The following is a 26,394-nucleotide window of genomic DNA, read 5'->3' as shown; positions in this document are numbered from 1 at the left end:
CATGCAGAATAGCCTGCCCCCGCTGAGCGCGCTGCGTGCTTTTGAGGCCACCGCGCGGCTTGGCAGCGTAAGCGGCGCCGCCGGTGAGCTCAGCGTGACCCACGGTGCGGTCAGCCGCCAGCTCAAGACGCTGGACGAACATTTTGAGACGGCGCTGTTCGCCAAATCCGGCCGGCGCCTGGTGCTGACCCCGCACGGCGAAACGCTGCAGCGCGGCCTTGGCGAGGCCTTCGCACAGCTGCGCGATAGTTGCGCATCGCTCAAGCGTGAGGTAGAGGGCGCACCCTTTACCCTGGCCTGCCCCGGCAGCCTGTTGGCGCGCTGGTTGATTCCTCGGCTCGAACCGCTGCGCCGGGCGCTGCCCGAGCTCAACCTCCAGGTGGTGGTCAGCGACACCGAACAGCCCGGCGGCCAGCAGAGCGCCAGCGCCACCCTTGCGTTTCTGGAGCCGCCCTGGCCCGTTAGCGGTGAGGTGATCGAGCTGATGGCCGAGGAGATCTGCGCGGTGGCAAGCCCGGCACTTGCCGCGCGTCTTGACGCCAATGTACCGGCGTCGCTGTTCGAACAGACGCTTCTGACGACCGCCTCACGCCCCCAGGCGTGGCCGGCCTGGGCCCACGGCCAAGGGCTCGATGAAAGCGCTCTCGACAAGGCGCTGGAACAAAGCCTGGGGTTCGACCACCTCTACTACCTGATGGAGGCCGCCGTGGCGGGGCTCGGGGTCGCGATCGCGCCCCGGCTGCTGGTGAAGGATGATCTGAAAAGCGGGCGGCTGGTCGCGCCCTGGGGAAGTATCGCCACCCCCGCCCGCCTCTGCCTGTGGCTACCCGACGAGCGCCGCACCGGCGCGGGAGAAAAGCTGGCGGCGTGGCTCGAACGGGCGCTTAAAGCATCAAATTAGCGTTTGGCGGTACTCGGCCAGCGCGGCGATATCCGAAGGCGTGGTGCGACAGCACCCGCCGATACCCGCGGCCCCGGCGGCAAGCCAGGCGGCCGCGCCCTGAACGAGGTTGGGCGGCGCGCCGTTGTGGTCGCACGCCGCCGGGTGCCAGGTTTTGGTGGTCGGGTCGTACTGTTCGCCGGAGTTGGGGTAGACCAGTACCGGCAGGTCGCACGCCTGCTTGATGGCCTCGATCAGAGGCGCGATATGGGCGAGTGCTGTACAGTTCACGCCGATCGCCGCCACGCCCGGGCGCCCTGCCAGGGCCTTGGCGCATTCGGCAATCGGCGTGCCGTCGCTGATGTGCGCGTCATCCTTTGCCGAGAAGGTAATCCAGGCCTGCGCGCCGGGGTGCTCGGCGAGCAGGTCGCTGATCGCCAGCGCTTCGTCAAGCGACGGCAGCGTCTCCGCCGCCAGCAGGTCCGCCCCGGCCTCCAGCAGCAGCGCAAAGCGCTCGCGGTGAAAATCGACGAGCCCGGCACGATCCAGGTCATAGCCGCCGCGGTACTCGCTGCCGTCGGCCAGGTACGCGCCATAGGGCCCCACAGAAGCTGCCACCAGCGGTTTCGGGCGCGCGCTGTCCGGCTGCCAGGCGGCGTCGCGGGCATCACACGCCAGCGTTACCGAGCGCGTAATCAGCGCGCGGGCCTTTGCCTCGGTAAGCCCTGCCTGCATGAAGCCGGGAATGGTCGCCTGGTAGCTTGCGGTGATCGCACAGTCGGCGCCGGCCTCGAAGTAAGCCTGGTGAACCTGGCGGATCTTCTCCGGCGCCTCGCTTAAGAGCCGCGCCGACCAGAGGCTGTCGTTGAGATCGCATCCCAGCGCTTCGAGCTCGGTGGCCAGCGCGCCGTCGATCACCATGAAAGGAACGTCGCGCAGCAAGGTCTGGATGGGGTTGGCGTGCTGGCTCATGCGGGGGTCTCCTCGGCGGTGCGGGCGCGTTTGGCCGTCTGGCGGCGGTGCAGGTAGTGAATCAGATAGCAGAGTACGATGAACGGCACGCCGAAGTAGAGCGCGATGCGCTGCTGCGGATCGAAGGCAATGCCGATACAGGCGGCCAGGCAGGCGCCGAAGGCGATCAGCGGCACGAACGGGTAGCCCGGCGTGCGGTAAACCAGATCCTCGAGCTGGCCGCCTTCCCGCAGGTACTGGCGGCGAAAGTTGAACTGGCTCAGCGCGATCGCCATCCACACGATCACCACCGCAAGCCCCGAAATGGACACCAGCACCAGATACACCGACTCCGGCGCGTAAACGCTCGAGAACAGCGCCCCGAAGCCGCCGACCATGCTCAAGAGCAGCGCGTTCATGGGAATGCCGCGCTTGTTGAGCCGGCCAAGAGACTTGGGCAGCGTGCCCTGGTCCGAGAGCGTCCAGAGCATGCGCGCCGAGGCGTAGAGACCGGAGTTGGCCGCCGAGAGCAGCGCGGTGATGATCACGAAGTTCATGATGTCCGCCGCTCCCGGCACGCCGATGCGCTGGAAGACCGCGACGAACGGGCTCTGGCTGAGTCCGGCCTCGGTATGAGGCAGGAGCGCGGCGATCACCACCATGGTACCGACGAAGAACAGAATCAGCCGCCAGAGCGTGGCACGAATCGCTTTAGGGACGTTGCGCGCCGGATCCTCGGCTTCGCCGGCGGCGATGCCAATAAGCTCGGTACCGGAGAAGGCGAACATCACCGCCAGAAGCGTCATGCCGATGGTCAAAAGGCTCGGCGGCATCGCGCCCTCGCCCCACAGCGCCGAAAGCCCGGGGGAGGCCACGGTAGCGCCGGTTTCATCCTGCAGCGGCACGAAGCCGATGATCGCCGCCGCGCCGATCAACACGAAGGCGACCACCGCCAGCACCTTGATCAGCGAGAGCCAGAACTCGGATTCGGCGAAAAAACGCGAGGTGAAGGCGTTGACACCAAACACGATGACGGCGAACAGCCCGCTCCAGTACCAGCCGGGCACATCGGGAAACCAGCGGCCCATGAACACCGCCGCCGCGGTGAACTCCGAGCCCAGCGCCACCGTCCAGGTAAGCCAGTACATCCAGGCGACCATGTAGCCGGTGCCGGGGCCAATGTAGCGCGTGGCGTGGGCGCTGAATGCGCCGGAGTCCGGCATATGCACGGCAAGCTCACCCAGGCACATCATCACAAGCCAGGCAACGATACCGCCCACCAGATACGCCAGCACCGCACCCAGCGGGCCCGCCTGCTGCACCGTGTAGCCCGAGCTCAGAAAGAGCCCCGTGCCGATCACGCCACCGAGCGACAGCATCACCAGATGCCGCGTCTGCATGCTGCGCTTGAAGTGCGCGCCCTCTTCTCGACGCCTGGAGGGATGACGTGCCTGATCACTCATATAACGACCTTCTCGTTGGCTTATCGCATCGTTGCCGGCCCGTAAGCCGGACCTGAAAAGGAGCGCTATTCTAATTTAGAAAAAAAGAATAAAAAAACTATTTTTTAGTATTTTTTTGAATAATAGCCAACGAAACGCTAGCGCCTTACTTATGTCTTCGACCAACAAAAAAGCGCCCCGGACGGGGCGCTCGAGAAACCTAGAATGAAGTCCATTGCTCGGTATCATGCTGACTTCCCAGAACCTGAGTCGCCTTGGGCTTGGCGATTCGCGCCGGGCTTTGAAGCGGTCGTGACGGGGTGGGCAGCGCCGCCGTTTTCAGGCCGCTCGACGCGCCCCGGAAAAACGATACCTCTTTGAGCAGCGACGCCGCCTGACGTTGAAGCGAACGGCCCGCCGCGCTGGACTCATCCACCAGGCTGGCGTTCTGCTGAGTGGCGCTATCCATCTGCGAGATAGCCGTATTGACCTGTTCGATACCCTGAGACTGCTCTCGGCTGGCCGTGGCGATCTCGGCCATCAGGGCCGAAACGCGCTGCACGCCGCCCACGATATCCTCGAGCGAACGGCCCGCGCGGTTGACCAGTTCCGAGCCGGAATCCACCTGAACGATACTGTCTTCGACCAGCGTTTTGATATCCTTGGCGGCGTTGGCGCTGCGCCCGGCCAGATTACGCACCTCGCTGGCCACGACCGCGAACCCCCGCCCTTGCTCACCGGCACGGGCGGCTTCGACCGAGGCATTGAGCGCCAGCAAGTTGGTCTGAAAGGCAATTTCATCGATCAACCCGATAATACCGGCAATTCGGCGGCTCGAGGTGTTGATCATCTCCATCGCTTCGACCGCCTGACGAGCGATCTCGCCGCCGGCATTCGCCTGCCGGCTCACGTCGCTTACCAGCTTGTCGGCCTCGGAGGCGTTCTCGGCGTTCTGGCGAACGGTGGAAGTGATTTCATCCATCGAGGCCGCCGTCTCTTCGATGCTCGCCGCCTGCTGCTGGGTACGGCTGCTCAAGTCGTCGGTACCCGCCACTATCTCATCCGCAGCGCCATTGACTGACTCTGCATTGCTACGCACCGACATTACCACCTGCGAGAACTTTATCTCCATCGTCTTCAATGCGCTCAGCATGTCGCCAAATTCATCCTTACAAGTCACGTCGATGGCATTATTGAGATTACCTTTTGCCATGTCGTTGGCGAGCTTCTGGGCCTTGCCAAGCGGCGTCATGATCCCGCGGATCAGCCATATCGCCAGCAGGATACTGATGATGATGGCCACCGCCATCACGATAATGACGAAGTTGCGTGTCCAAACGTAGTCGCGCGAGGATTGCTGATTGGCAGCAGCGGCTTGCGCGCTGTTACCGTCGGTCAACTGCTTCAGGGCCGTCAGCGCCTTGGGATAGGCTTCACGCAGCGTCGTGGTGGCAATCTGACGCGCTTGATCGAACTCGTTATCGATCATCGCCGCCATGATCGTGTCGATACCGGCACGCAGCTCGGCAAGCGAGGTAACGAACGTATTCGCGATGGCGCGCTCAGCCTCTCCAGAGACACGGCTCGGGAAGTAATCCGCCCAGGCAGCATCGATGAGGGCATCGTTGTCGGCAAGCTCTTGCTGGACGGCCAGGGCGGAGACCGGGTCACGGTCGCGCTGTTCGGCAGTTATCTTCACCCGGTTGCTGAGCAGTGCCTGATTGACCTGGCTCAGGTCGGTGAGGGTGAGCACATTGCTTTCATAGATATCGGACATGGCATTGTTGGTCTTGTTGAGGCTATGAAGACTGATTGCCCCAACCACGATCAGAACCAGCGCACACGCCGCCAAACTCACGGCAAGCCGCAGCTTGACGCTTCGATTCAGAAAAAACATAGGAGTAAGAATCTCTTGGGGACCCGGGGCGCACTGCCCTGGGTGGAAGGAAGCCAACGCGTAAACACCAGCGCCCATGGTGAGTGCGCGTTGCTGTCCGCCGCTTCGTTCACCATCCGATGATCTATCGGCGTAGCCGGCAACTAATTAAATCTTTTTGACAAAAAAATAGCCGATCTCTTACAAGCGAATGAGCCAATACATTACTGACTATTGCCGCGCTACCTGAACACTCCTTCCTGCGACCTTTTTGCATGAGCCTTTTTGCATGAGCTTTTTTACATCGATACGGCTTACTGGTTCGAGGCAATGAGCGTACCGCCGGCGGCCATGAATAGGCCCCCGGTCGCTCGGTTGAACCGCTGGTAGCGGCGCGGACTCTGGAACCAGCGGCTGATACTGGAGCCCAGCCCTGCGTAGATCGACATCAGGGTGAAATCGATCACCAGCCAAGTCAACGCAAGGATGACGAACTGCTCGAGCTGCGGCTGGCTCACGTCGATGAAGTTGGGAAACAGCGCGGCGAAGAACAGCAGATCCTTGGGGTTGCTGATACCCACGGTAAAGCCGCGGCGAAAGCGCTTTTTCGCCGAGACTTTAGGCCCCGCGGCCGCTCCCGGGCTTGCCATCGGCGGGCTGGCCGTATCGCGCCAGGCCATGATACCCAGGTAGACCAGATACGCCCCACCGACCATTTTCAGCGCGTAAAAGGCGGTTTCGGAGGTGGCCAGCACGGCGCCCAGCCCGAGCGATGAGATCGTCATCAGCACGAGCGAGGCTGCCACGCCGCCCAGCACCGTGGTGGTCGCCTGCTTGCGGCCGAACTTCAGCCCGTGGCTGGTGCATAAAAGCGCCACCGGTCCCGGGAAGATGATCAGGGCGAAAATGACGCCCATGTAGGTCAGCCACGTCAGCGTATCCACTCGATGCTCCTTTTTAATCGATGGGTCGGTCGGCAGCGATAACGGGCGCTTACGGTAACGCCCATATCGACAATACCGTATTCAAACACACTCGAATGCCCTTCGCTTGCCGGTTGCTTGAATGGATACGCCTGGCACCGCCCTTCAGGGTCGAAGTGATACGAAGTTGAGCCCGGTCGTCTTCGTGGCCGTCTCGATGGCGGCTTTCGGGTCGTCGATGCCGACCTCGACCATGCCCACCCGAGACAGATCGATCAGGCCGGCCTCGATCATGCGCCAGATCGATAGCACCGTTTCAGGCCGGTACATGCGCGAGCCGCGAATCGTCAACCGGCGGCGCAGAATCTCGCCGTAGGGCATCGGAATGTCCATGCGCACGCCGCCCATCATGACCAGGGTACCGCTGTCCCTCAGGGCGGCGAAACCGGCCAGCAGCGGGTTGGCGCTATCGGCGTCGCCCATGGTGTCGATCACGACGTGCGGGGCGCCCGCCACCGCCGTCATGGCCGAGGCGTCCTGATCGACATCGTTGGTCAAGCGAACGGGCACGACGCGCGGGTCGAGCGTGGCCAGCTTTTCGAGCGCGGCTTCGTTGCGGCCCAGCGCAATGACCCGTGAGGCGCCTTTGGCCAACGCGACCAGTACCGCCGCACCGCCCATCTGCCCGGTGGCGCCCAGAATCGCCACGATATCGCCAGGCGTCTGGCCGGACTGCTCCACGCCTTCCCCGGCAATGCCAAGCCAGGTCAGAAACGCGAGCCTCCCCGGGTCGTCGAAGTGCTCCGCTCCAGGTAGTCGTGTGACGGCTTCCTTCGGCAGCCGCGCCTTCTGCGCCATGGTGCCGTCTCGCCACTGCGTGCGCATGGCATCCACCACGTCCGATTCCAGGCCGCGCCCACCTATTTCGCCCAGCCCCATGAGGACGTCTTCCGGGTAGTCGGTATCGCCAGACTCGACCAGACAGTCGAGCGCCACGACATCGCCCACATGGACATTGAACACGTCATCCGCCTTTTCGCGCACCACGCCAACGCCGCCCGCCCCCAGCACCAACGGTACGGGCAGCGGGATGTCGGTGCTGTCGACCATGGCCATCAGGTAGGCAGGCACATGCACCGCTCGCACATCCACGATGACGGATCCGGGCAAACATATCGGGTCAGGGCGCTCGGCGCAGACGAGCGGAGCCTTCAGGGATTCCTTGTACCAGGCTTTCATCAGCCATTACTCCTCGAGGGTGAAAACATGAAATGGGGGTGGCCATGACAGCCACGGCACAAGGCTAATACCTCAACTAAAGATGAGGTCAACAGGTTTATTTTTCGCCTCGATCGCTGTATTAAAGAGAGATGTATTTTAAATGGATCAAGCAAACTCGAGGTTTGAACGTTCATGGCTACCGACCTTTCGGTGGGAGACGTCGCCAAGCGCAGCGGCGTGCGGGTATCGACGCTCCACTTCTACGAGTCCAAGGGGCTGATTCAGTCCTGGCGTACCGGCGGCAACCAGCGCCGCTATCCGCGCAGCGTGCTGCGCCGCATCGCAGTGATTCGCATCGCTCAGCGCGCCGGTATTCCGCTGGCGATGACCAAGGAGCATCTCGACTCGATTCCTTCCGATCGTCAGCTAAGCGCGGCGGACTGGCAGGCGATCACGGCGACCTGGCGCCAGGAGATCGACCGTCGCGTGGAGAGCCTGATGCAGCTTCGCAATCAGATGGATCGCTGCATCGGCTGCGGCTGCCTGTCGCTTGCCGACTGCCCGCTGCGCAACCCGGACGACCACCTGGCCGAGGAAGGCCCGGGGGCCCGGTTACTGGTTTCGTCGACCGACTAAAACGATGCTGAGCGCAGCAGGCTGTCGTTTGGAATGGCGTGAGAAACCGGGTAGGGTCATCAATCACCCGTTCACGCTCTTCATGAGAAGTTCACGCTCTTCATGAAAAAAGGGAGTTGTCATGAAACGTCACGCAACGCTTGCCGTACGCTTAAGTCTTTTCACTGGTGCTCTGATCGTTACCCACACCGCCCAGGCCGATACCCCAGCACTTTCACAGCAGCTTGAGGATCTTCAGTCGTTCCAGGTCATCGCCCATCGGGGCGCCAGCGGCCACGCGCCGGAAAGCAGCATGGCAGCACTGGAGCTCGCCCACGCCTGGGGAGCGGACTATCTGGAGCTGGACATTCAGATGACTAGCGATGGCGAGCTGGTCGCCTTTCACGACGACACGCTCGAGCGCACCAGCAACGGTGAGGGCCGCATCAACGATCACACGCTGGCCGAGCTGAAGGCGCTGGATGCCGGTAGCTGGTTCAATGAGGCCCACCCGGCGCTGGCCAACCCCGCTTATGAGGGCGCCCATATCCTGACGCTGGAAGAGGTGCTCAATCGCTTCGACGAGGACGTCCGTTTTTATCTGGAAACCAAATCCCCCGAGCTCAATCCGGGCGTGGAAGAGGGGCTGGTTCGCCGGCTGGAAGCGTTCGAGATGATCGAGACCGGCCGAGTACTGATCCAGTCCTTCGATCAGGCGAGTCTTTTGAAGATTCACGACCTGAACCCGGACATCCCGCTGATTCAGCTGGTGTGGTACTCCCCGGCCGAGGAGAGCGAAGGCCGCTTGACGGAGTGGACCGGCGTCACCCCAGGCCCCGGCGAGATCACCGATGAGGATTTCCAGCGCGTGGCGGATTACGCCGTGGGGCTCGGCACCAACTACCTGTATGACGGCGAGCCGGTCATCAGCCAAGCGTTCGTTCAGCAGGCTCAGGAGAACGGCCTGGCGGTGCACGTCTACACGGTCAACGAGGTCGATGAAATGCAGCGGCTCATCGACTGGGGCATGAACGGCCTGTTCACCGACTACCCGGATCGGCTGATCGAGCTGACCGAGTAACACGCCTTCTCGCCCGGCCGCGGCCCAAACGCTCAAGGGCGCATCCTTAGAGCCGCTCGATGACCTGCTCTACCTGCCGGCGCGCCTCCCCCTGCAGGGTTTTGAGCGGCATCGGAAGGCTCGGGCGGCTCACGACCCCCAATACTTCGGCAACGGTGGCGGTGACGCGAAGACTTCCACCGTGCTCACGATAAAGCGCCCAAAACGGTTCGAGCTCGCTTGAAAGCGTGAGCGCCGTTTCACGATCGCCGGACTGAGCGGCGCGCGTGATCGCCATCGCCCGCTCTGGAAAGAGCCCGCCGAGTACGGAGTACCACGCCTGACACCCGGCGCATAGCCCGACCGCCGCGACCGGATCGCCACTGATGCCGAGCGTGACCTCTTTCGGAATCAGCGCGCGAAGCCGTTCAATGCGCGCCCGGGCCTCTGCGATATTCCCGGCCACCGGCGGTATCTTGATCGACGCCACTTGAGGCAGTTCGGCGATACGCCCATGCAGCTCATCGCTGAAGGAGAAATGCGTGGTGCCCGGGTTGTCGTAGACGCAAAGCGGTACGTCGATCGAGGCGCATACGGTCTGGTAGTGATCGAACACCTCGTCATCGGTAAGCTTCTGATAGGAGACTGGTGCCAGCAGCACACCGCTTGCGCCCGCTTTCTGAGCGTCCTCGGCCAACGCGATTACCTCGCGAGTGGCAAGCGCCCCGATACCGGCCACCACCGGCACGCCTTCGGCGTTTTCCACGGCCAGCTGAATCACGCGAGCGCGCTGCTCGCGGGTCAGATACATGTAGTTGCCGGTCGAGCCCAGCACGCCGATAGAATCCACCCGGGCGGCCGCCAGACGCTTTACCAGACCCACGAATTCGTCATCGCGAACGCCCTGCTCGCTCATGGGCGTCAAGGGGAAGGCGCTGAGGCCGGTGAACATGGGCAATATCCTCAATATGAAAAGTGGGCGCCGCGTATGTCGTCTTGAAACGCTAACGGGGGACAGGTATCGGATACTCTATCGAACGGCAGCGCTCTACCCCTTTAGCCGCTCTTCGTGGGTTTTGACGTAATCGGGATCGATCAGTTTGCGCAGCTTCTGGCACAGGAAGTAGACCAGTGACCCGATGGCAAAGGCGATGGCAATGGGCACGAAGATGGCCAACAACCCGGTAAATAACCCGAGCCCGTAAGCATCGGCGAGCGGAACCGAGTAACGGATCATCAGCACCAGGCTCAATAGTATCGACGGCCCAATGATCAGCGCGTGGGCCAGAAAGTAGCGATAGAAATAGCTCCGGCCGTATCGTGTGTAGACGCCGTCGATATCGACCTTGATCTCATTTTCCTCGTCGCTTTCGAGCTTGAGCAGGATGGCCTCGCGCTTTTTCTTCAGCGCCAGCGGTGTCCCATCAAACGTCTCAAAAGAGAGCTCGACCACGTGCGCCACGAAGGGCTTGCCAACAAAGGGCATGAAGGTGTATTCCGTATCCAGTGGCCTGATGAATTCAAAGTCGCCAATGCTGTGAAAATACAGCGTGGTTCTGCCGTTATACGTGGCATAGGAGACTGCCTGCTGCTCCATGACGCCCTTGATCATCGTCACTCGATCCGCCGTCTTGAGCCTTCGCTTTGTCCCCTCCCGGATCATCCCCCGCGCGATATATCCCAGAAGCCCTGTCGTTGCCGCCGCGATTAAAACGCCCACGATTTGAAAGCGGATCAAAAGCCCCACTGTGAGTACTAAAAGCGCAATGCCCATCAGCCCGAACACGGCGCCGACGATGGCCGTTACGTGAAGCCCCATACGCTTGTAAAGCGCCACTTGGCGAGCGTGAAACCGCTCGTTGGGCGTCATGGCACGCTCACCGACCACACTTTCCTTGCCCATCAACTGCTCCCTCGATAATACGTTACCGCTGCTCGACATGCTTCGTTACCTAGAGCCGCGCTTGTCGATATCGACCTGCCCATCGATGTAGAGCGCGATGGCCTCGGGATCCTGGTACTTATCGATCCACTTGTGTTTCTTTGGGTAGGTATGAATAAAGACCACCTCGGCCTCCATCTCGCGATCTTCGTTTTTCGGAGGAACGAGGTCGACCATAAAGGGGGTTCTAAGCGATACATCGCCGACGAAGTACTCCCTCCAACCACTAGTCTGTGGGCCGCCTGTTCGGCTCACAGAGTGAAAATATCCCGTGATACGGTGCACCTCCTCCCCCAGCACGACTTTTCGACCGATCTCTACCTTAATGATGTACCAGGCGACGATCACGCCGAACAGCGCGATGCCGAAGAACATCAGTGGTGCGCTAGAGCTCATTTTCATGACGTAGGCGTTTCCCAAAACGACCCACAGCACGCCGGCAACGGTCAGCAGCATTAGTAGGCCGATCAAAATATTCAGGCGCGCTCGCCAGCGTCGAAGCTCAATCACTTGTTCGGCGTAGGCGCGTTCACGGGGCGTCATGGCTCTTGTATCAGCGGTATCCACGTTGCGTGTCATGGCTCTCTCTTCGTATCGTTGAACGTTAGCCCTTCAATAGCTCTTCCGGCGTCAAACTCTGGTAATCAGGGTCCAGCCCCTTTCTCAGTTTCCTGTAGAGGTATTCGAGCAACTCATACATCAAGCCCCCCGCAATAATGGAGATCAGCATAATTCCCATGAGCGCCCAGAACGTGAAGAGCTCGAATTTCACGATGAAGTAGAACGCGAGCCCAAGGCTCAGGAACATGGGCGGAAGGCTGAGAAGATTGAAGCGCCAGGCCTGGCGCTTGAACACCTTTCGCCCGTACTTCTCGAAGGTGCCGTTAAGGTTGATTCGGTCGCTCGCGTTGTCCCGGTCTTTCAAATTGAAGAGCAGCGCCTCTTCGATCCCCTTATAGCGCTTGCTCAAATTCAGCGGCGGGTACATCCGTAGAAAGAGGGCGTGAACCTCGATGACATGACCATTCAACCTCTCGAGGAGGTCATACGACCCCGGTGGTCCGTGCAGCAGCGCATTGCCAATGTAATATTCGTTGACGTAGTTAACCCCGCCGGCGTTGCTGGGCACACGCTTTTTGAGCACGGTCAAAACGCCGCGAATGATGGCGACACGCGGGTCGATGCGTAGGCGGCGTTTATAGCCCAGCCAGAAGATAAAGGCCCCGCCCAGCATCTGGCCCACCACTAAAAAGACGATCAGCAGCCACGCGACCGTCTCCATCCACGGGTCATCCAGATAAATGACGACGCCAAGCCCCACTCCCGAACACAAAAGCAGTACGCCCACGCCCATTAAAAACCAGAAGAGATAGCGGTGCGTGGCGACCACTTGTTTCGCGTAATGGTACTCGTGCCGGGTGATCAGCCGCTCACCGATGATCGCGCCGTGATAGGTCATTGAAAGCCCCTCGCCGGGCGCTGTATTGAATCGATCAAAGCTTGAAGATGAAAGCCGGGATCAGCTTTTGAAGGGTCGGTGCTTTTCATACAGAAATTCGACGGAGTGCTCAAACAGCTCCGCAATATGCGCCCTGGCGGTCTCGGGTGTCACGAGATAGAAGTGTCGGATCAGCGCCTTGCGGCCCAGCAGATTGAAAACGCCTTTTTTGGCGACGATGGAAAGATCGAGAATGCCCTTGTCCGCCTCGACGGGAATGAAATTGTAGTGCGCGTGCTGGCCCTTGAGATCGCCCAGCAGGAACTCCAAACCTCCCCCGCTGCCCAGCTCCTCGAACATTTCGGCTTCGTGCTGGTAGGGGTACTGGTCGATGATGTCGCTCGCTTTCTCGAAGCGGTCGGTCGTGATCCGACGATGAACGAACTCACGATCAGCGGTATGGTGGGAGTAGGAGATTTGGACCATCGAGCAGCCTGCGGGTGGAAATAATTAAGCGCCTAATTATATACCATCAGCCCCCACAGGCCGAGCCAGCGTCAGGGCTGGCCGCTACCGCCCGCCGCGCCGTAGACGTGGCCGGTAGTGAAGCTGGATTCCTGAGAGGCGAGCAGCACGTAGACGCCGGAAAGCTCGACGGGCTGGCCGGGACGGCCGAAGGGCGTATCTTCACCGAAGGTTTCGACGGCGTCATCCGGCTGGCCGCCGCTCGGTTGAAGCGGTGTCCAGAACGGGCCCGGGGCGACGGCGTTCACGCGAATGCCCTTTTCGGCCACCTGTTTGGCCAAGCCCTTGGTGAAGGCGATGATCGCCGCCTTGGTCATGGCGTAGTCGAGCAGGATCTTCGGCGGATCATAGGCGACCACCGAGGAGGTGTTGATGATCGCCGCCCCGGCGCCCAGATGCTCCATCGCCGCCTGGGTAATCCAGTACATGGCGTAGAGATTGGTTTTCATGGTGGCGTCGAAGTCCTCATTGGACATATCGGTGATCGACGCTTTCCACTGCTGACGCGCGGCGTTGTTGACCAGAATATCCAGCCCGCCCAAGCGTTCGACGGCAGTTTCGACCAGCTCGCGGCAGAACTGCTCGCTTTGAATGTCGCCGGGGATCGCCACCGCCGTGCGCCCTTCCGCCTCGATCAGTTCGATCACTTCGCGGGCGTCAGACTCTTCCGCGTCGAGGTAGTTGATCGCAACATCCGCCCCTTCACGGGCGTAGGCGATCGCCGCGGCGCGGCCGATGCCGGAGTCGCCGCCGGTGATCAGCGCACGACGGCCGGCCAGCCGGCCGCTGCCCTTATAGCTCTGCTCACCGTGGTCCGGGCGCGGCTCCATCTCGCCGGCCAGACCCGGCCACTGTTGTGGCTGATTGGTAAACGGCGGTGACGGGTACTGGCGGGTCGGGTCCTGCTTGTCGAGCAGCGAACCATCGCCGCCTTCACCGCGCGCGCCGCTTGCGGCGGTGGACGAAGAGCCACTTGCCGAGGATGAGGACTGCGCAAACGCCGGTGTGGCCATGGCTGCCGCCACACCGGTTGCCAAGCCGCCCACGATCTTGCGCCTTGTCGGGTCGAACGAATTGATTGGCTTCATCTTGACCTCCCTGTCATGAGTCGATGCGAAACGTCGATGTAAAAAGTCGATGCTCTTTGACTTTAGTCGCGATCGAACAAATGACCAACCGGCAGACGCCGTGATTAACCGTTGCCGCGTACCACCCGAATGAGCCGCCCTTCCGGGCTGTCGGTGAGCAGATACAAAGCACCGTCGGGGCCGGTGCGCACGTCGCGAATGCGCTCCTCGAGTTCGCCGAAAAGCCCTTCCACGTCCTCGGCCTGAGTGAGGTCATCGTTTAGCGTAACGCGGCGCACTTCGCGATCGACCAGCGAGCCGATCAGCAGATCGCCCTGCCATTCGGGGAAGAGTTCGCCGTCGTAGCGCGTCATGCCCGACGGGGCGATCGACGGCGTCCAGTCCAGAAGCGGCGGCATGGTGCCGGGGTACTCGGTGAACGGCGTGACCCGGGCACCGGTGTAATCGAGGCCGTGAGTGGCGATCGGCCAGCCGTAGTTGGCGCCGGGTTCGATGATATTGATCTCGTCGCCACCGCGCGGGCCGTGTTCGTGAATGATGACGCGGCCCTCACCGTCGACCACCAGGCCCTGAACGTTGCGGTGGCCAAAACTGTAGATTTCCGGGCGGGCGGTGTCATCGCCCACGAACGGATTGTCCCGAGGGGCGCTGCCGTTGGGGTTCAGGCGCACGATCGCGCCGATGTGGTTATCCGTGTTCTGCGCCTGTTCGCGGTAGTCGAACCCGTCGCCCAGGGTCAGTATCAGCGTGTCATCGGGTAGCCACGCCAGGCGTCCACCGAAGTGGGCAGCGCCGCGCTTGGCGGGCGCGACGCGAAAGATCTCTTCCACATTCTGCAGGGCGTTATCGACCAGCCGCGCGCGGGCCAGGCACGTATGGTTGGCGGTCAGGTCGCCGCAGGCGTAGCTGAGATACAGCGTTTCATTTTTAGCGAAATCGTTTGAGAGCAGCACGTCGAAAAGCCCGGACTGCTTTGAGGCGAACACGGCCGGAGCGTTGTCGATGGCCACGCTCTCCTCTCCCGGCGTTATCCGCCGAAGCCGTCCGGGCCGCTCGGTGACGAGCATGTCACCGCCGGGCAAAAAGGCGAGCGACCACGGGTGTTCGAGACCCTCGGCCACAATTTCCAGTCGGTAATCAACCGATGCCGGCTCTTCGACCTGGTCCTGGGCATGGGCCTGAGGCGGAGCCGTTGACGCCATGCCTACCGCCATCAGCGCAACGGCGGCCGTAGTCGCTGACGCCCCGCGGTGCGCGTGGTGCCGGCCGCGGCCGCGCAGCAGCGCCAGCGTCAGACCAGCGGCGCCAGCGCTTGCGAGCATTGCCACGAACCCAAGCGAGGTGCGGGTAGCGGCCACGAGCGTGGGCATCGGGGCGAAGTGGTCGACCAGATGAAAGGTCAGAAACAGCGCGATGATGGCCAGCAGCGGGCAGAGTAGCAGCCGGTAGCGCCCGGCCAGGGCCAGCCGCGATATTAAAAGCGCCGCGCCCTGAGAGACGATGAAGCCTATAGAAAAGAGCAGCGCGTAGATCGGTGAGAAGGTGACCAGATCCCAGAGCGTGGTCATCACGCGGCGAAACGCGGAGACCTCGACGCCCATGGTCGAAAGCGCCGCCAAATTGGCTTGGGTCTGGATGATGCTGCCAAGCACGATGCCGACCAATAGCGCGATCGCGACATGCAGGCTGACGGTAAATCCGGGGGATCTTTTTTGCATGAAAACGCTCTTTCCAACGTGAGGTGCCACACCGAGGGTGGCCGCGAAACGTACCATCGACCAGGGCGCCTAACGCAGCTGGCTATCCTTACTGCCGCGGCGGTTGTAGCCGCTGGCGCGGCTGGCGTGCTTGTCCTGCTCGGTCTGGCAGGCGATACAAAGCCTGACCCCGGGCAACGCCTTACGCCGCGGCTCGGGGATCACCGCCTCGCACTCTTCGCAGTGAAGGCGGCTTTCACCGCGGGGTAGCTGGCTGCGCGCCCACTCTACACCCTCTTCGAGCGTGCTTTCGATCTGCTCCTGCTCGGCGCCATCCTTTGCCCATCCACCGGCCATATCGACTCTCCTTGACTGTGTACTGACAGCGCATCAATGCGCCACGGTTTTCGTGATCTTCCCCATGAGTATAGTGCCGCAGGCGCCTGGCTGCCTTGAGCGAAATACCGCCGATGCGCTTTCTTGCGCCGTTTTTCGCCATGCATCGAGATAACGCGGTTTTATCCGCTATTGAAGGTTTTAGCCCCTTCCAAAAGCCGATAAGCTGGCCTTTTAAAGAGCATCTTTTTAACAAACGTGTTTCATTAAAAAGTGTGTGGCGTGCCTGCGCCTGGCCGACACGCGCTAGAGAGACGGGTTTTGACAGGCAAGCGAAAACGGGCACATGCGTTTGTCATCACCTTCACTACGCTTTTAAGCATTGCTTATCGGGAAACGTCTATTCATGCAGCCTAAGGCACACCGTCAGGCGCCTCGCTGGCTGAGCCTGACCTGGCGGGTACTCGCGCTTAGCAGCCTTTTGCTTTTGGTGCTGGTGGTGCTTTTCGTTTGTCTGGGTCAGTACTATTTGACCCAGCAATTGGAGTCGACCCGCTTCCAGCATCACGAGCGCCAGCAGCGCGAAATTCATTTGGCCATGCAGCGCTCCAGCGACAGTCTGCGCCAACTGGCCGGGCTTGCCACGACCACGCCGGAACTGGGCGCCGCACTTGAAAACGACGACGTGGCGACCCTTCGCGCACTGCTGGGCGCCCAGTGGCCGACGCTGCAGCTCGAAGGCGGGGTGGATAACCTCTTCGCGTTCAACCGCCGGGGCGAGCAGGTCGTGCAGCTGGGCCACGGCGATGAAACGCCGATTTTCCCGGCGCGGCGCTGGATCGATGACGTGCTTAAAACGCAAGGCTCGATGTCGCGGCTGCGCTGCGCGCTGACCTGCCACCAGTTCGTCGCGGTACCAGTGCTGAACGACGGCGTCAACCAGGGGGTGATGATCCTTTCGCGCAACCTCGCCGAGACGATGCGCGAGGTCAAGGCGGTCTCGGGAAGCGAAATCGCCTTGATGGTGACCGGCAGCGACGACCACGATAGCGCTCAACAGGTGAGCATTCCCGAGTGGGAGGGCTACGTCGTCGCGCTGACACGCCCGGAACAGGTGATGCCGGTTCTGCGTACGACCGCAAAAGACGTCTCGATCCATCAACTGGTCAACGCCCCCTATCGCGTGTCGCGCGACAACCGCCAACTCGAGGTGAGCGCCGTCTACATGCAGGATGACGGCGACTGGCGAAGCGCGGGCTACTTTCTGCTGATGGCCGACACGTCGCTGCAGCTGATCGCCATTGAGTCGGCCACCCGTACGCTAATGCTGGTGGGGGTGACCGGCGGAATACTCGCTGAGCTGTTGCTGCTGCTCATTCTGTTTGGGCCGATGGCCCGGCTTCGCCACGTTTCCGAGCTGCTGCCCTCTTTGGCGCGGGGAGAGTTCGACAGCGTGCGGCGTCGGCTCTCTTTTACCCACTCGCCCTGGCGCAACGAAATCGACGTGCTCGAGGAAGCTACCCGCGCTCTGGCACTGCAGCTCAACACGCTCGAGGACGATGCCAAAGAGCGCAACGCCGAGCTTTCAAGCCGCGTCGAGGAACTCGCCGGCGAGCGCGACTTCGTCAACAGCCTGCTCAATACCGCCCAGGTATTCATCATCGCTCAGGACGCGTTGGGCTACATTCGCCTGGTCAACGGCTACACCTGCAAGGCCTTGGGGCTCGAAAAAGCCGATCTGATCGGCCGTCGGTTCGGCGAGGTGTTCAATCACCCTTACCCGATGATCCTGCCGCTGGTGGAGCGCCTTCGCCCGCTTAGCGGTGAGCCGCTTAGCGTCGAACGGCCCGCCCCGGAGGAGAGCACGTTCGAGACAATCAACAAGCAGCGCTCGACCGTTGCCTGGTATCACGCGCCTCTGAACCAGGCCCACAACGGAGGACTTTCTCGTATTACCGTGGGGCTGGACATTACCGAGCGCAAGATTGCCGAAGCGCGCCTGACCTGGCTTGCCGAGCGCGACACCACCACCGAGCTCTATAACCGCCGCTACTTCCAGGATGCGCTGCAGCTCTCGCTTCAGGATCATGCCGAGGTCGCCGTTTTGCTGCTCGATCTCAACCAGTTCAAGGAGATCAACGAGCTCAGCGGCCATCACGTCGGCGACTCGCTGCTCAAGGAGGTCGCCTTCACGCTCAGCGCCAATCTGGGCCAGCGCAGCACCATCGCCCGCCTGGGCGGCGACGAGTTCGCGCTGCTGATGACCGATATCGGCGGCGACCAGGCCATTGGCGTTGCTCAGTATATCGTTCAGCTGATCAACGCCATCGACTTCAGTGCCGGGGGCCGCAAGCACCACATTGGCGCCAGCGTCGGCATCGCGCTCTACCCGCTGCATGGCAATACGCCGGAGGACTTGCTGGCCAGCGCCGATATCGCAATGTACAAGGCAAAAGAGAGCGGCAGCCCCTACTGGCACTTGCTGTCGATAGTAGACAATGCGAAAAGCGAGCTTCAGGAGCGGGTCTACTGGATCGAGCGGATACGCGCGGCGCTGGAAACCGACGAATTCGAGATCTGGGTACAGCCGATCATGTGCCTCAAGGATCACTCCGTGAAGCACTACGAGGTGCTTTTACGCCTGAGAAACGCCGATCAGAGCCTAGTGCTTCCGGCACACTTCATTCCCATCGCCGAGCAGAGCGGGCTGATCACCCAGGTGGATCGCTGGGTGATCCATCACAGCCTGCAGGCGTTGACCGTGCTTCAGGAGCGCGGCATTACGCTGGCGCTCAATCTGTCCGGGCAGTCACTGCACGACCACGGCCTGCGCCAGTATCTGACCCAGGCACTTCAAACCCACCGGGTCGACCCGTGCCGTCTGATTCTCGAGGTGACCGAAACCGCCGCGATCACCGACTTTTCGATTGCCCACAACGTGCTGCAAAAACTGCGCGAGCTGGGTTGCCAAACGGCGCTGGACGACTTCGGCGTGGGCTTTAGCAGCTTCCACTACTTGGGCCAGCTACCGGTGGATTACATCAAGATCGACGGCTCGTTCATCCGCAACCTGCTGACCGACAGCGACAGCCAAACCATCGTCAAGGCGATCGCCGATATTGCTCGCGGGTTCGGCAAGCAGACCATCGCCGAGTTCGTCGACCAGCAGGCGCTGGTGCCGGTGCTACAGTCCCACGGTATTCATTACGCCCAGGGGTATCATTTGGGCAGGCCCATGCCGCTGAGTGAGCTGCTCAACGACGTCACTCAGTGGTGATGGCCACCCCCTATTTCATTTCAAAGCCGCGCTCGATGAGAAACTCGCGCATGTGGGCGCGCAGCTTGGTTTCGAATAGCGGGGTCAAATTGTGCGACCAGTCGGTGTCCTTGTTGGCGCTGCTGCGTGCCTGGTAGTAGGCCCGCATGGTCTCATCGAAGGCGGCGACCTGCTCGCGGTCGTCCTGGTAGACGTCCTGCTTGAGAATCGCCTCTACCGGCAAACGCGGCTTCACTTCCGGCAGTTTGTCCGGCTCCGGATAACCCAGGCAAAGCCCGAAAACCGGGTAGACCTGGTAGGGCAGTTCCAGCAGTTCGCTGACCGCTTGAGGGTTATTGCGAATACCCCCGATATAGCAGATCCCCAGGCCTTCGGACTCCGCGGCGACCACGACGTTCTGGGCGACCAGCGCTGCGTCGACGGTAGCGACGAGCAGTTGTTCGGTCATACCGGACACCACCTCGGCCCCGGCGCGCTCGGCCGCCTCGAGCGGGCGCTTCATGTCTGCGCAAAACACCAGAAAGTGGGAGGCGCTGGCGATATAGGGCTGCCCGCCGGCAAGCTCTGCGAGCTTTTCACGCTTTTCCGGTGCTTTCACGTCGATGATGCTGTAGGCCTGCACGTGGCTCGAGGTCGCCGCCGCCTGGCCGGCCTCGATCAGCTCGAGCAAAAGCCCCTGCGGAATGCTCTGATCACGAAACTTACGTACCGAGCGGTGGCTCATCATCTGCTTGATCGTGTCGTTCATGGTGCCTCGAGAAGTGGTCGATTGAGTAAAAACGTCGCGGCCCCTGCGCTCCGGCCGCGGTGGAAAACCCTCAGGATAGCGCTATATTTGCCTGTTCATAAAGTCGCGCGTTGCGCACTATACTCATGAGAGTAGCGCGCCGTCTTTTTTCAGCCCCGGAAGCCCACCATGTCCGATACCTTTGAAGACCAGCCCCCGCAAGCCCCAGGACAGCGCTGGGATGCCCGCCAGTACGCCGACCACGCTGACTTCGTACCCAAACTGGGTGGCGACGTGTTCGACCTTCTGGCCGCGCAACCCGGCGAGCGCATTCTCGATCTGGGCTGCGGTGACGGCGCGCTGACCGAGCGCATCGGCAAGGTGGGCGCCGAGGTGGTCGGCGTCGACGCTTCCGAGGAGATGATCGAGGCGGCCCTGGCCCGCGGCGTGGACGCGCGACGCATCGATGCCTACCAACTGCCCTTCGACCAGGAGTTCGACGCGGTGTTCAGCAACGCCGCGCTGCACTGGATGCTCGACCCGCAAACGGTGCTGGCCTGTATCAAGCGCGCCTTGAAACCCGGCGGGCGCTTCGTGGCGGAGTTTGGCGGGCACGGCAACGTTGCCGCCATCTGCACCGCGCTGATCGCCTCATTACAGTTTCGCGGCATCAGCGCCAAGCACCGCCATCCCTGGTACTTCCCCACCGTCGAGGAGTACGCCCACCTGCTCGAAACCGTTGGCTTCAAGGTCGATAGCATCGAGCTTATCGCTCGGCCGACGAAGCTTCCGACGGGCATGGCCAACTGGCTCGACACCTTCGCCAGCCCGTTTTTCCACGGCCTTGATGACGACATCAAGGAGACGGTGATGGACAACACGCTGAATTTGCTCTCCCACAGCCTGAGCGACGGTCAGGGTCACTGGAGCGCCGACTACGTGCGTCTGCGCGTGACGGCCCACCTGCCCACGGCGTAGCGCTAACGGCAAAAACGCCACCCGCGGCAAGCGGGCGGCGAATATCAAAGCACGATGTACAAACTCAGGTTTGGGCGTTTGTAAGCGTCGCCATGTCGATCACGAAGCGGTAGCGCACGTCGCCTTTCTCCATCCGCTCGAAGCCTTCGTTGATGTCGTTGATATCGAGCATCTCGATATCGCAGCTGATGCCCTGCTCAGCGCATAGCGTCAAAAGCTCTTCGGTTTCGGCGATACCACCGATCAGCGAGCCTGCGACCACGCGGCGCTTGAACACCAGATTGAAGGCTTCGATCGCGGGTTCGATCGGCTCCAGCAGACCCACCAGAATGTGCGTGCCGTCATACTTGAGCGAGGCGAGATACGGGTTCAGGTCGTGCTGGACCGGCACGGTGTCGAGCATGAAGTCGAACGTCTCTGCCACCGCGTCCATCTGCGCCTGGTCGCTCGAGACCACGACGTGGTCGGCGCCGTTGCGTTTGGCCTCCTCGACCTTGGCGCTGGAGCGCGTGAACACGGTGACTTCCGCGCCCAAGGCCTTGGCAAGCTTCACGCCCATGTGACCCAGCCCACCCATGCCGATCACGCCGACCTTGTGGCCCTTACCCACGCCGTGATGCTTCAGCGGCGAGTAGGTCGTGATACCCGCGCACAGAATGGGCGCCGCCGAGGCCAGATCGATGCCGTCCGGCATTCTGAGCACGAAATGCTCGCTGACCACGATCGCATTGGAGTAGCCGCCCTGGGTGATCGTGCCGTCCTGGCGGTCGGGGCTGCCGTAAGTCATGGTGAAGCCTTCCAGGCAGTACTGCTCCACGCCATCCTTGCAGGCGCTACAGGTGCGACAGGAATCGACCATGCAGCCTACCCCGACCAGATCGCCCTGCTTGAAGCGGCTGACTTTCTCGCCCACCGCCGTCACGCGGCCGACGATCTCGTGACCCGGCACGACCGGATACTGGCTCATGCCCCAGTCGTTGCGGGCGAAGTGCAGATCGCTGTGGCAGACGCCACAGTAAAGAATCTCGATGGCGACGTCGTCGGCGCGCGGTGCACGGCGCTCGAAGCTGAAGGGAGCCAACGGTTTATCGGCGGCAAACGCGGCAAAGGATTGTGTCTGACTCATGAGCACTCCTGATAGGGTCAATCGTGAGTGCTGATTATCGACCCCTGGGCGGCGTTTTACGATGCAGGAAGCTACGTGGTTTTTGCTCGTTTCTCCATAACTGCGTGATCAAGTAACAATAAAGCGGCCAAAAATGGCACAATATTTTGAAATTGCCTGCCTGGAGACCTTTCATGGTCACCCCTTTTCATACCTCGACGCCGCTGTCGGCGCTCGTTGCCGCGCTGATTCGCCATGATGGCTTCAACGCCACGCCGCTGGAGCAGGTATCACTTTTATACCTGGGCCGTCATCAGCCGCGCACGCCGCTGATGTACGAGCCCAGCCTGATCGTGATCGCCCAGGGGCGAAAGACAGGCTATCTGGGTGACCGGGAAATCCATTACGACCCGGGCCAGTATCTGGTACAAACGCTGCCACTGCCCTTCGAGTGCGAAACCCACGCAAGCGTCGAAGCGCCACTGCTGGGCGTGTCGATCAAGCTCGACCCGGCGCTTTTGGGCGAACTGACCAACGCCATGGGCCAACCTCCGCCGGTCGAGCCGCCCCCTCAACCCATGGCATCGGTGGCGATGAGCGCGACCATGCAGGGCGCGATTATCAGGCTGGCCGAAACGCTGGGGGATACGGGAACGTGCCGAGCCATGGGCGCGGCGCGCATTCGCGAGGTGGTGTTCGAGGCGCTCAAAGGCGAGCAAGGCCCGGCGCTGCGCGCGCTGGTACAAGGCCACGGGCATTACGGGCGTATCGTGCAGGCACTGTCGACGCTGCACGATCATTTCGATCAGGAGATCAGTGTCGAGGCGCTAGCGCGACGGGTGAACATGTCCGGGTCGGCGTTTCATCAGCACTTCAAGCAGATCACCCATACGTCGCCCGGTCAGTACGTCAAACGCCTGCGCTTGCTGAAAGCGCAGGCGCTCTTGGCCGGACAAAGCCATAACGTCAACCAGGCGGCACTGGCGGTGGGCTATCGCAGCGCCGCTCAGTTCAGCCGTGACTACAAGCGCTACTTCGGCCACACGCCGCTGGCGCATCGCCAGCGCGAGCGCCAGGTCTGAACGCGGCTCTATTTGGCGAAAATCTGGCTCTTGTCCTTGAACGCCTTGAACTCGAGGGCATTGCCGCAGGGGTCGAGCAAAAACATGGTGGCCTGCTCGCCGACCTGGCCCTTGAAGCGCACGTAGGGCTCGATGACGAACTCGATACCCTGGCTTTTCAGCCGCTCGGCAAGCGCTTCCCACTCGCTCCACTCCAACAGCACGCCGAAGTGCGGCACCGGCACATCGTGACCGTCTACCGGGTTGGTGTGGGCACTCTCCTGGCCCGGGGTTTTCGGATGGCCGTGAATGACCAGCTGGTGACCGAAAAAGTTGAAGTCTACCCAGTTGTCGCTGGAGCGGCCCTCTTCGAGACCGAACACGTCGTTGTAGAACGCTCGCGCCAGCGGCACGTCATAAACGGGGATGGCGAGATGAAAGGGAGATAGGCTCATGGCAGGCTCCTCTAAAGGGTAATCAGTGCGTCGGTTGCGCAAAAAATCCATGCTAGGCCGCTTTATGCCAAAATAAAATCAATATTTTTTTGGCAGATTCACAAAAAGGATTGATCAATGATCCGCGAACTCAGAACGCTTTTGGCCGTGGCTCAGGCGGGTACGTTCGCCGGCGCCGCACAAAGGATCGGCCTCACCCAGGCCGGCGTAAGCGCCCAGATCAAGCGGCTCGAGGAGCATTTGGGGGTGGCGCTGTTCGAGCGCCAGGGGCGCAACTCGCAGTTGACCCACCAGGGCCAGGAAGTGCTGAGCCAGGCGCAGGAGCTTATCGCCCTTTACGGCCAGCTTGGCCTTGCCGGCGAGCGGGCCGAGACGCAAACCGTGACCATCGGGGCGATCGCTTCGATGCAGCGGCTGATACTGCCCCAAACGCTCGCCCACTTTCACCAGACCCACCCGGCGTGCAAAACCCGCGTGCTACCCGGGCTTTCCATGGCGCTGCTGGATCAGGTAGATATTGGGGAGCTCGACATGGCGATCATCATTCGCCCGCCTTTCGCACTGCACCGCGGCCTTTGCTGGCACACCCTGGCGCGGGAGCCGTTTCAGCTGCTGGTGCCCGCCGGGATCGAAGGCGATGATTGGCACGCCCTGCTTACCCGCCACCCGTTCATCCGCTACGAGCGCACGTCGTTTGGCGGGCGCCAGGTGGAGCGCTTTTTGCGCGAGCAGCACTGCCAGGTAGAGGACGTGTGCGAAGTGGACGAGCTCGATGCCATCGTCGCGCTGGTGGCAAGCGGGGTCGGCGTGGCGCTACTGCCCGCCTCGAAAGCGCTAACGCACTGGCCTGATCAGGTGCGCGCGATCGAATTGGCTGCGCCGGATTTCTACCGCGAGATTGGCCTGGTGCACCGCGGCGCCGGGCTCTCCACGCCCAGCGCCCGAACGCTTGCCGAGATGCTGGCCGCCGGCGCCGACACCCCGTAAGCTTTTGCCCATCGATGGCCCTCTCGGCCAACCACGACCCCTTCGGAGCGCACTGTGAACCCGGAACATCTGGAAAAACTCGTTACTCACACCATGCCCTACGGCAAATACCAGGGTTGGCTCATCGCCGACCTGCCGGGGCCTTATTTGAACTGGTTCGCGCGGGAAGGCTTTCCCAGCGGTGAGATCGGCACACTTCTGGCGCTGATGCACGAGATCGACCACAACGGCCTTGGCGAGCTTTTGACACCCCTTCGAAAGCGACCCGCCACGGCGCAGCGCCGCTAGCGGTTAGCCAATGCCTGAGCGAACTCGTTGCGGTACGCGTCTTGCTGTAAAGAAGGATCCAAAGGAAAGCGCTCGAGGGTGCGCGCCAGCTCGAAAAAGCCCTGGCCGGGTACGGCGCCGCGCCGGCTGACCACCAGGGCGGCAATGAACGGCCGGCCGCTGGCCGCGTCTTCATGCATGAGCGCTTCCAGCGCCTGGGTGACCCGGGCAATGGTGCGCGGCGGCTTTAATTCAAGGGCAGTGGCCACCTGTTGATAGGTCAGCGGCAGCGCACTGGCCGGGGTATCTGTCAGCAGGGTTCGCACCGCATCGGTGAGTGAGGCGGATGATGCCATCGGTCTACTCCAGGCGCTAAACGGGCAGATGAAGAATGGCGTGGCGCAAATGATGCTCACCACACCAGAGCTTCCCAAGCGTGAGCGGAAGCTTGAAGCGGCGCTTGCCCGCCGCGCCAGGGTTGAACAGTAAACGCCCATGGCGCCATGCGTGAAAGGGCTTGTGCGAGTGGCCGTGCAGCACCGCGTCGCAGTCGGTGGCCTCGTCGAAATCCTCGAGCCGATGCACCAGATGCAGGCGCCAGCCGTTGACCTCGATATGTTCCGTCAGCGGCAGCCGCTTGGACCACTGGGCGGTATCGATGTTGCCACGAACCGTGTAGACCGGCGCAAGCGCTTCCAGACGTTCGAGGATCATGGCGTCCTCGGGTTTATGGCCCACGTCGCCCAGGTGCAGGATCAGCCCACAGCCGTCGAGAAGCGTCATCGCCTCATCGCGCAAGAGCCCGTGGGTATCGCTGATCACCCCGACCGGGGCGTCGAGTTTCATCCACGCCTACCCGAGAAGCTCGTCAATGGAGCGCTCACCGTTCAAGAGCGTCACCGAGCGATTCTCGAACGCCGGGTGCTGGCTAACGTGAACGAGGGCGTAGGCGACATCCGCCCGGGTGATCGAACCGCTCGGGGAGTCCTCTTTCGAGTCGGTAAACCCGTGGGTAGGGGCCTCATCGGTGAGCGGGCCGGGCTTCAGGATCACGTAGGGCAGCCCGGAATTTTCCAGGTAGCGGTCGGCGGCGAGCTTGGCGACCATGTAGGGACGCATTTTTTCCGAGGCTTCCAGCGGCTTCTCGGCGCGAATGGCGCTGACCATCAAAAAGCGCTTCAGGCCCTTCTCCCTGGCGAGGTCTACGGTGCGCATCGCGCCGTGAAGATCGATCAACAGCGTCTTGTCCGGGCCGGTGTGGGGCCCGGAGCCGGCGGCAAATACCACTTCGCTACAGCCATCGAAGGCGTGGGCCATCTCGCCTTCGAGATCGCCGATGACCACGTCGATGCCGCGCTCGGTAAACCATGTTGCCTGGTCTTCGCGGCGCACCATGGCTCTCACGGCGATGCCGTTACTGTGCGCCTGCTGGCAGTACTGCTTGCCGATCTGGCCGTTCGCGCCGACTACGAGTGTCGTCATGGTGCCTCCCTGGGGGTTGCCTGAAGATGTTGAGTCAAGCTGGTGCTTGGCTATGAATGAG

Annotated in this window: 27 protein-coding genes; 8 read left to right on the top strand and 19 right to left on the bottom strand. The window is 61.8% G+C overall.

Annotation, left to right across the window (positions count from 1 at the left end; all coding sequences use genetic code 11):
• Position 1 precedes the first annotated feature (1 nt).
• Positions 2-901, top strand: a complete 900-nt coding sequence (locus RN346_RS05395; RefSeq protein WP_263584635.1) for a LysR family transcriptional regulator — start codon at positions 2-4, stop codon at positions 899-901.
• On the opposite strand, the gene mmuM is transcribed toward RN346_RS05395, so the two are convergent.
• From mmuM to RN346_RS05370, 5 genes are all read right to left on the bottom strand, one after another.
• Positions 893-1,852 carry a homocysteine S-methyltransferase gene (gene mmuM / locus RN346_RS05390; protein WP_311962374.1) on the bottom strand — a complete coding sequence of 320 codons (960 nt, stop codon included), beginning with the start codon at positions 1,850-1,852 and terminating at the stop codon, positions 893-895. The genes RN346_RS05395 and mmuM overlap by 9 nt on opposite strands.
• The gene (locus tag RN346_RS05385; protein WP_263584637.1) at positions 1,849-3,294 is read right to left on the bottom strand and encodes an amino acid permease; all 1,446 of its coding nucleotides are present in this window, start codon (positions 3,292-3,294) and stop codon (positions 1,849-1,851) included. The genes mmuM and RN346_RS05385 overlap by 4 nt, the downstream gene beginning before the upstream one ends.
• Before the next feature lie 199 nt (positions 3,295-3,493).
• On the bottom strand, positions 3,494-5,170 hold the full coding sequence (locus RN346_RS05380; RefSeq protein WP_311962373.1) for a methyl-accepting chemotaxis protein: 1,677 nt from the start codon (positions 5,168-5,170) through the stop codon (positions 3,494-3,496).
• Between the two features lie 293 nt (positions 5,171-5,463).
• Positions 5,464-6,093, bottom strand: coding sequence for a LysE family translocator (locus RN346_RS05375; RefSeq protein ID WP_311962372.1), 630 nt, complete (start codon positions 6,091-6,093; stop codon positions 5,464-5,466).
• Positions 6,094-6,237: 144 nt separating this feature from the next.
• Positions 6,238-7,311, bottom strand: coding sequence for a zinc-binding dehydrogenase (locus RN346_RS05370; RefSeq protein ID WP_311960422.1), 1,074 nt, complete (start codon positions 7,309-7,311; stop codon positions 6,238-6,240).
• A 174-nt stretch (positions 7,312-7,485) separates the two neighbouring features.
• On the opposite strand from RN346_RS05370, the gene soxR reads away from it, so the two are divergent.
• Positions 7,486-7,929, top strand: coding sequence for a redox-sensitive transcriptional activator SoxR (soxR, locus tag RN346_RS05365; protein WP_263584641.1), 444 nt, complete (start codon positions 7,486-7,488; stop codon positions 7,927-7,929).
• A gap of 121 nt (positions 7,930-8,050) precedes the next feature.
• Positions 8,051-8,989, top strand: a complete 939-nt coding sequence (locus RN346_RS05360; RefSeq protein ID WP_311962371.1) for a glycerophosphodiester phosphodiesterase — start codon at positions 8,051-8,053, stop codon at positions 8,987-8,989.
• 46 nt (positions 8,990-9,035) lie between these two features.
• On the opposite strand, the gene RN346_RS05355 is transcribed toward RN346_RS05360, so the two are convergent.
• From RN346_RS05355 to RN346_RS05320, 8 genes are all read right to left on the bottom strand, one after another.
• Complete coding sequence (locus RN346_RS05355) at positions 9,036-9,920, bottom strand: dihydrodipicolinate synthase family protein (protein ID WP_311962370.1); 885 nt, start codon at positions 9,918-9,920, stop codon at positions 9,036-9,038.
• 96 nt (positions 9,921-10,016) lie between these two features.
• Entirely contained in the window at positions 10,017-10,871 is an 855-nt protein-coding gene (locus tag RN346_RS05350) for a hypothetical protein (protein ID WP_311962369.1), read from the bottom strand.
• Positions 10,872-10,916: 45 nt separating this feature from the next.
• Positions 10,917-11,489 (bottom strand): hypothetical protein, encoded by a 573-nt coding sequence (locus tag RN346_RS05345; protein ID WP_263584645.1) that lies wholly within the window; start codon positions 11,487-11,489, stop codon positions 10,917-10,919.
• 25 nt (positions 11,490-11,514) lie between these two features.
• Complete coding sequence (locus RN346_RS05340) at positions 11,515-12,369, bottom strand: hypothetical protein (protein ID WP_311962368.1); 855 nt, start codon at positions 12,367-12,369, stop codon at positions 11,515-11,517.
• Between the two features lie 60 nt (positions 12,370-12,429).
• The gene (locus RN346_RS05335) at positions 12,430-12,834 is read right to left on the bottom strand and encodes a hypothetical protein (RefSeq protein WP_263584647.1); all 405 of its coding nucleotides are present in this window, start codon (positions 12,832-12,834) and stop codon (positions 12,430-12,432) included.
• Positions 12,835-12,905: 71 nt separating this feature from the next.
• Positions 12,906-13,961, bottom strand: coding sequence for an SDR family oxidoreductase (locus tag RN346_RS05330; protein ID WP_311962367.1), 1,056 nt, complete (start codon positions 13,959-13,961; stop codon positions 12,906-12,908).
• 104 nt (positions 13,962-14,065) lie between these two features.
• A complete protein-coding gene (locus RN346_RS05325) occupies positions 14,066-15,679 on the bottom strand; it encodes a PQQ-dependent sugar dehydrogenase (protein ID WP_311962366.1) in 1,614 nt (537 codons plus the stop codon).
• A 69-nt stretch (positions 15,680-15,748) separates the two neighbouring features.
• Positions 15,749-16,015, bottom strand: coding sequence for a DksA/TraR family C4-type zinc finger protein (locus RN346_RS05320; protein WP_311962365.1), 267 nt, complete (start codon positions 16,013-16,015; stop codon positions 15,749-15,751).
• A gap of 385 nt (positions 16,016-16,400) precedes the next feature.
• Between RN346_RS05320 and RN346_RS05315 the strand changes: the two genes are divergently transcribed.
• Positions 16,401-19,271, top strand: coding sequence for an EAL domain-containing protein (locus tag RN346_RS05315; protein WP_311962364.1), 2,871 nt, complete (start codon positions 16,401-16,403; stop codon positions 19,269-19,271).
• Positions 19,272-19,281: 10 nt separating this feature from the next.
• Here RN346_RS05315 and nfsA read toward each other — a convergent pair whose 3' ends face one another.
• Positions 19,282-20,019 carry an oxygen-insensitive NADPH nitroreductase gene (nfsA, locus tag RN346_RS05310; protein ID WP_311962363.1) on the bottom strand — a complete coding sequence of 246 codons (738 nt, stop codon included), beginning with the start codon at positions 20,017-20,019 and terminating at the stop codon, positions 19,282-19,284.
• Positions 20,020-20,187: 168 nt separating this feature from the next.
• Here nfsA and RN346_RS05305 point away from each other — a divergent pair, with 168 nt between their 5' ends.
• Positions 20,188-20,976, top strand: coding sequence for a methyltransferase domain-containing protein (locus RN346_RS05305; RefSeq protein WP_311962362.1), 789 nt, complete (start codon positions 20,188-20,190; stop codon positions 20,974-20,976).
• Positions 20,977-21,040: 64 nt separating this feature from the next.
• Here the strand turns inward: RN346_RS05305 and RN346_RS05300 are convergent, their stop codons facing one another.
• Positions 21,041-22,102, bottom strand: a complete 1,062-nt coding sequence (locus RN346_RS05300) for an NAD(P)-dependent alcohol dehydrogenase (protein ID WP_311960413.1) — start codon at positions 22,100-22,102, stop codon at positions 21,041-21,043.
• 173 nt (positions 22,103-22,275) lie between these two features.
• Here RN346_RS05300 and RN346_RS05295 point away from each other — a divergent pair, with 173 nt between their 5' ends.
• On the top strand, positions 22,276-23,163 hold the full coding sequence (locus RN346_RS05295; protein ID WP_263584654.1) for an AraC family transcriptional regulator: 888 nt from the start codon (positions 22,276-22,278) through the stop codon (positions 23,161-23,163).
• Positions 23,164-23,171: 8 nt separating this feature from the next.
• Here the strand turns inward: RN346_RS05295 and RN346_RS05290 are convergent, their stop codons facing one another.
• The gene (locus RN346_RS05290) at positions 23,172-23,597 is read right to left on the bottom strand and encodes a VOC family protein (RefSeq protein WP_263584655.1); all 426 of its coding nucleotides are present in this window, start codon (positions 23,595-23,597) and stop codon (positions 23,172-23,174) included.
• Positions 23,598-23,714: 117 nt separating this feature from the next.
• On the opposite strand from RN346_RS05290, the gene RN346_RS05285 reads away from it, so the two are divergent.
• Positions 23,715-24,584, top strand: a complete 870-nt coding sequence (locus tag RN346_RS05285; RefSeq protein ID WP_311962361.1) for a LysR family transcriptional regulator — start codon at positions 23,715-23,717, stop codon at positions 24,582-24,584.
• A 54-nt stretch (positions 24,585-24,638) separates the two neighbouring features.
• The gene (locus RN346_RS05280) at positions 24,639-24,872 is read left to right on the top strand and encodes a DUF3820 family protein (RefSeq protein ID WP_263584657.1); all 234 of its coding nucleotides are present in this window, start codon (positions 24,639-24,641) and stop codon (positions 24,870-24,872) included.
• On the opposite strand, the gene RN346_RS05275 is transcribed toward RN346_RS05280, so the two are convergent.
• Genes RN346_RS05275 through RN346_RS05265 form a run of 3 tightly spaced genes read right to left on the bottom strand, consistent with a single transcriptional unit; the run spans position 24,869 to position 26,333 of the window.
• Positions 24,869-25,207: a hypothetical protein gene (locus tag RN346_RS05275; protein WP_311962360.1), complete on the bottom strand. Its 339-nt coding sequence runs from the start codon at positions 25,205-25,207 to the stop codon at positions 24,869-24,871. The genes RN346_RS05280 and RN346_RS05275 overlap by 4 nt on opposite strands.
• Positions 25,208-25,223: 16 nt before the next feature.
• A complete protein-coding gene (locus RN346_RS05270; protein ID WP_311960409.1) occupies positions 25,224-25,697 on the bottom strand; it encodes a metallophosphoesterase family protein in 474 nt (157 codons plus the stop codon).
• 6 nt (positions 25,698-25,703) lie between these two features.
• Positions 25,704-26,333 (bottom strand): SDR family oxidoreductase, encoded by a 630-nt coding sequence (locus tag RN346_RS05265; protein WP_311962359.1) that lies wholly within the window; start codon positions 26,331-26,333, stop codon positions 25,704-25,706.
• Positions 26,334-26,394: the final 61 nt, after the last annotated feature.

This window comes from Halomonas sp. PAMB 3232 (assembly GCF_031954225.1).
Taxonomy (GTDB): Bacteria; Pseudomonadota; Gammaproteobacteria; order Pseudomonadales; family Halomonadaceae; genus Vreelandella.
The sequence above is the reverse complement of the archived record's forward strand: the minus strand, read 5'-3'. Positions and strand labels throughout refer to the sequence as shown.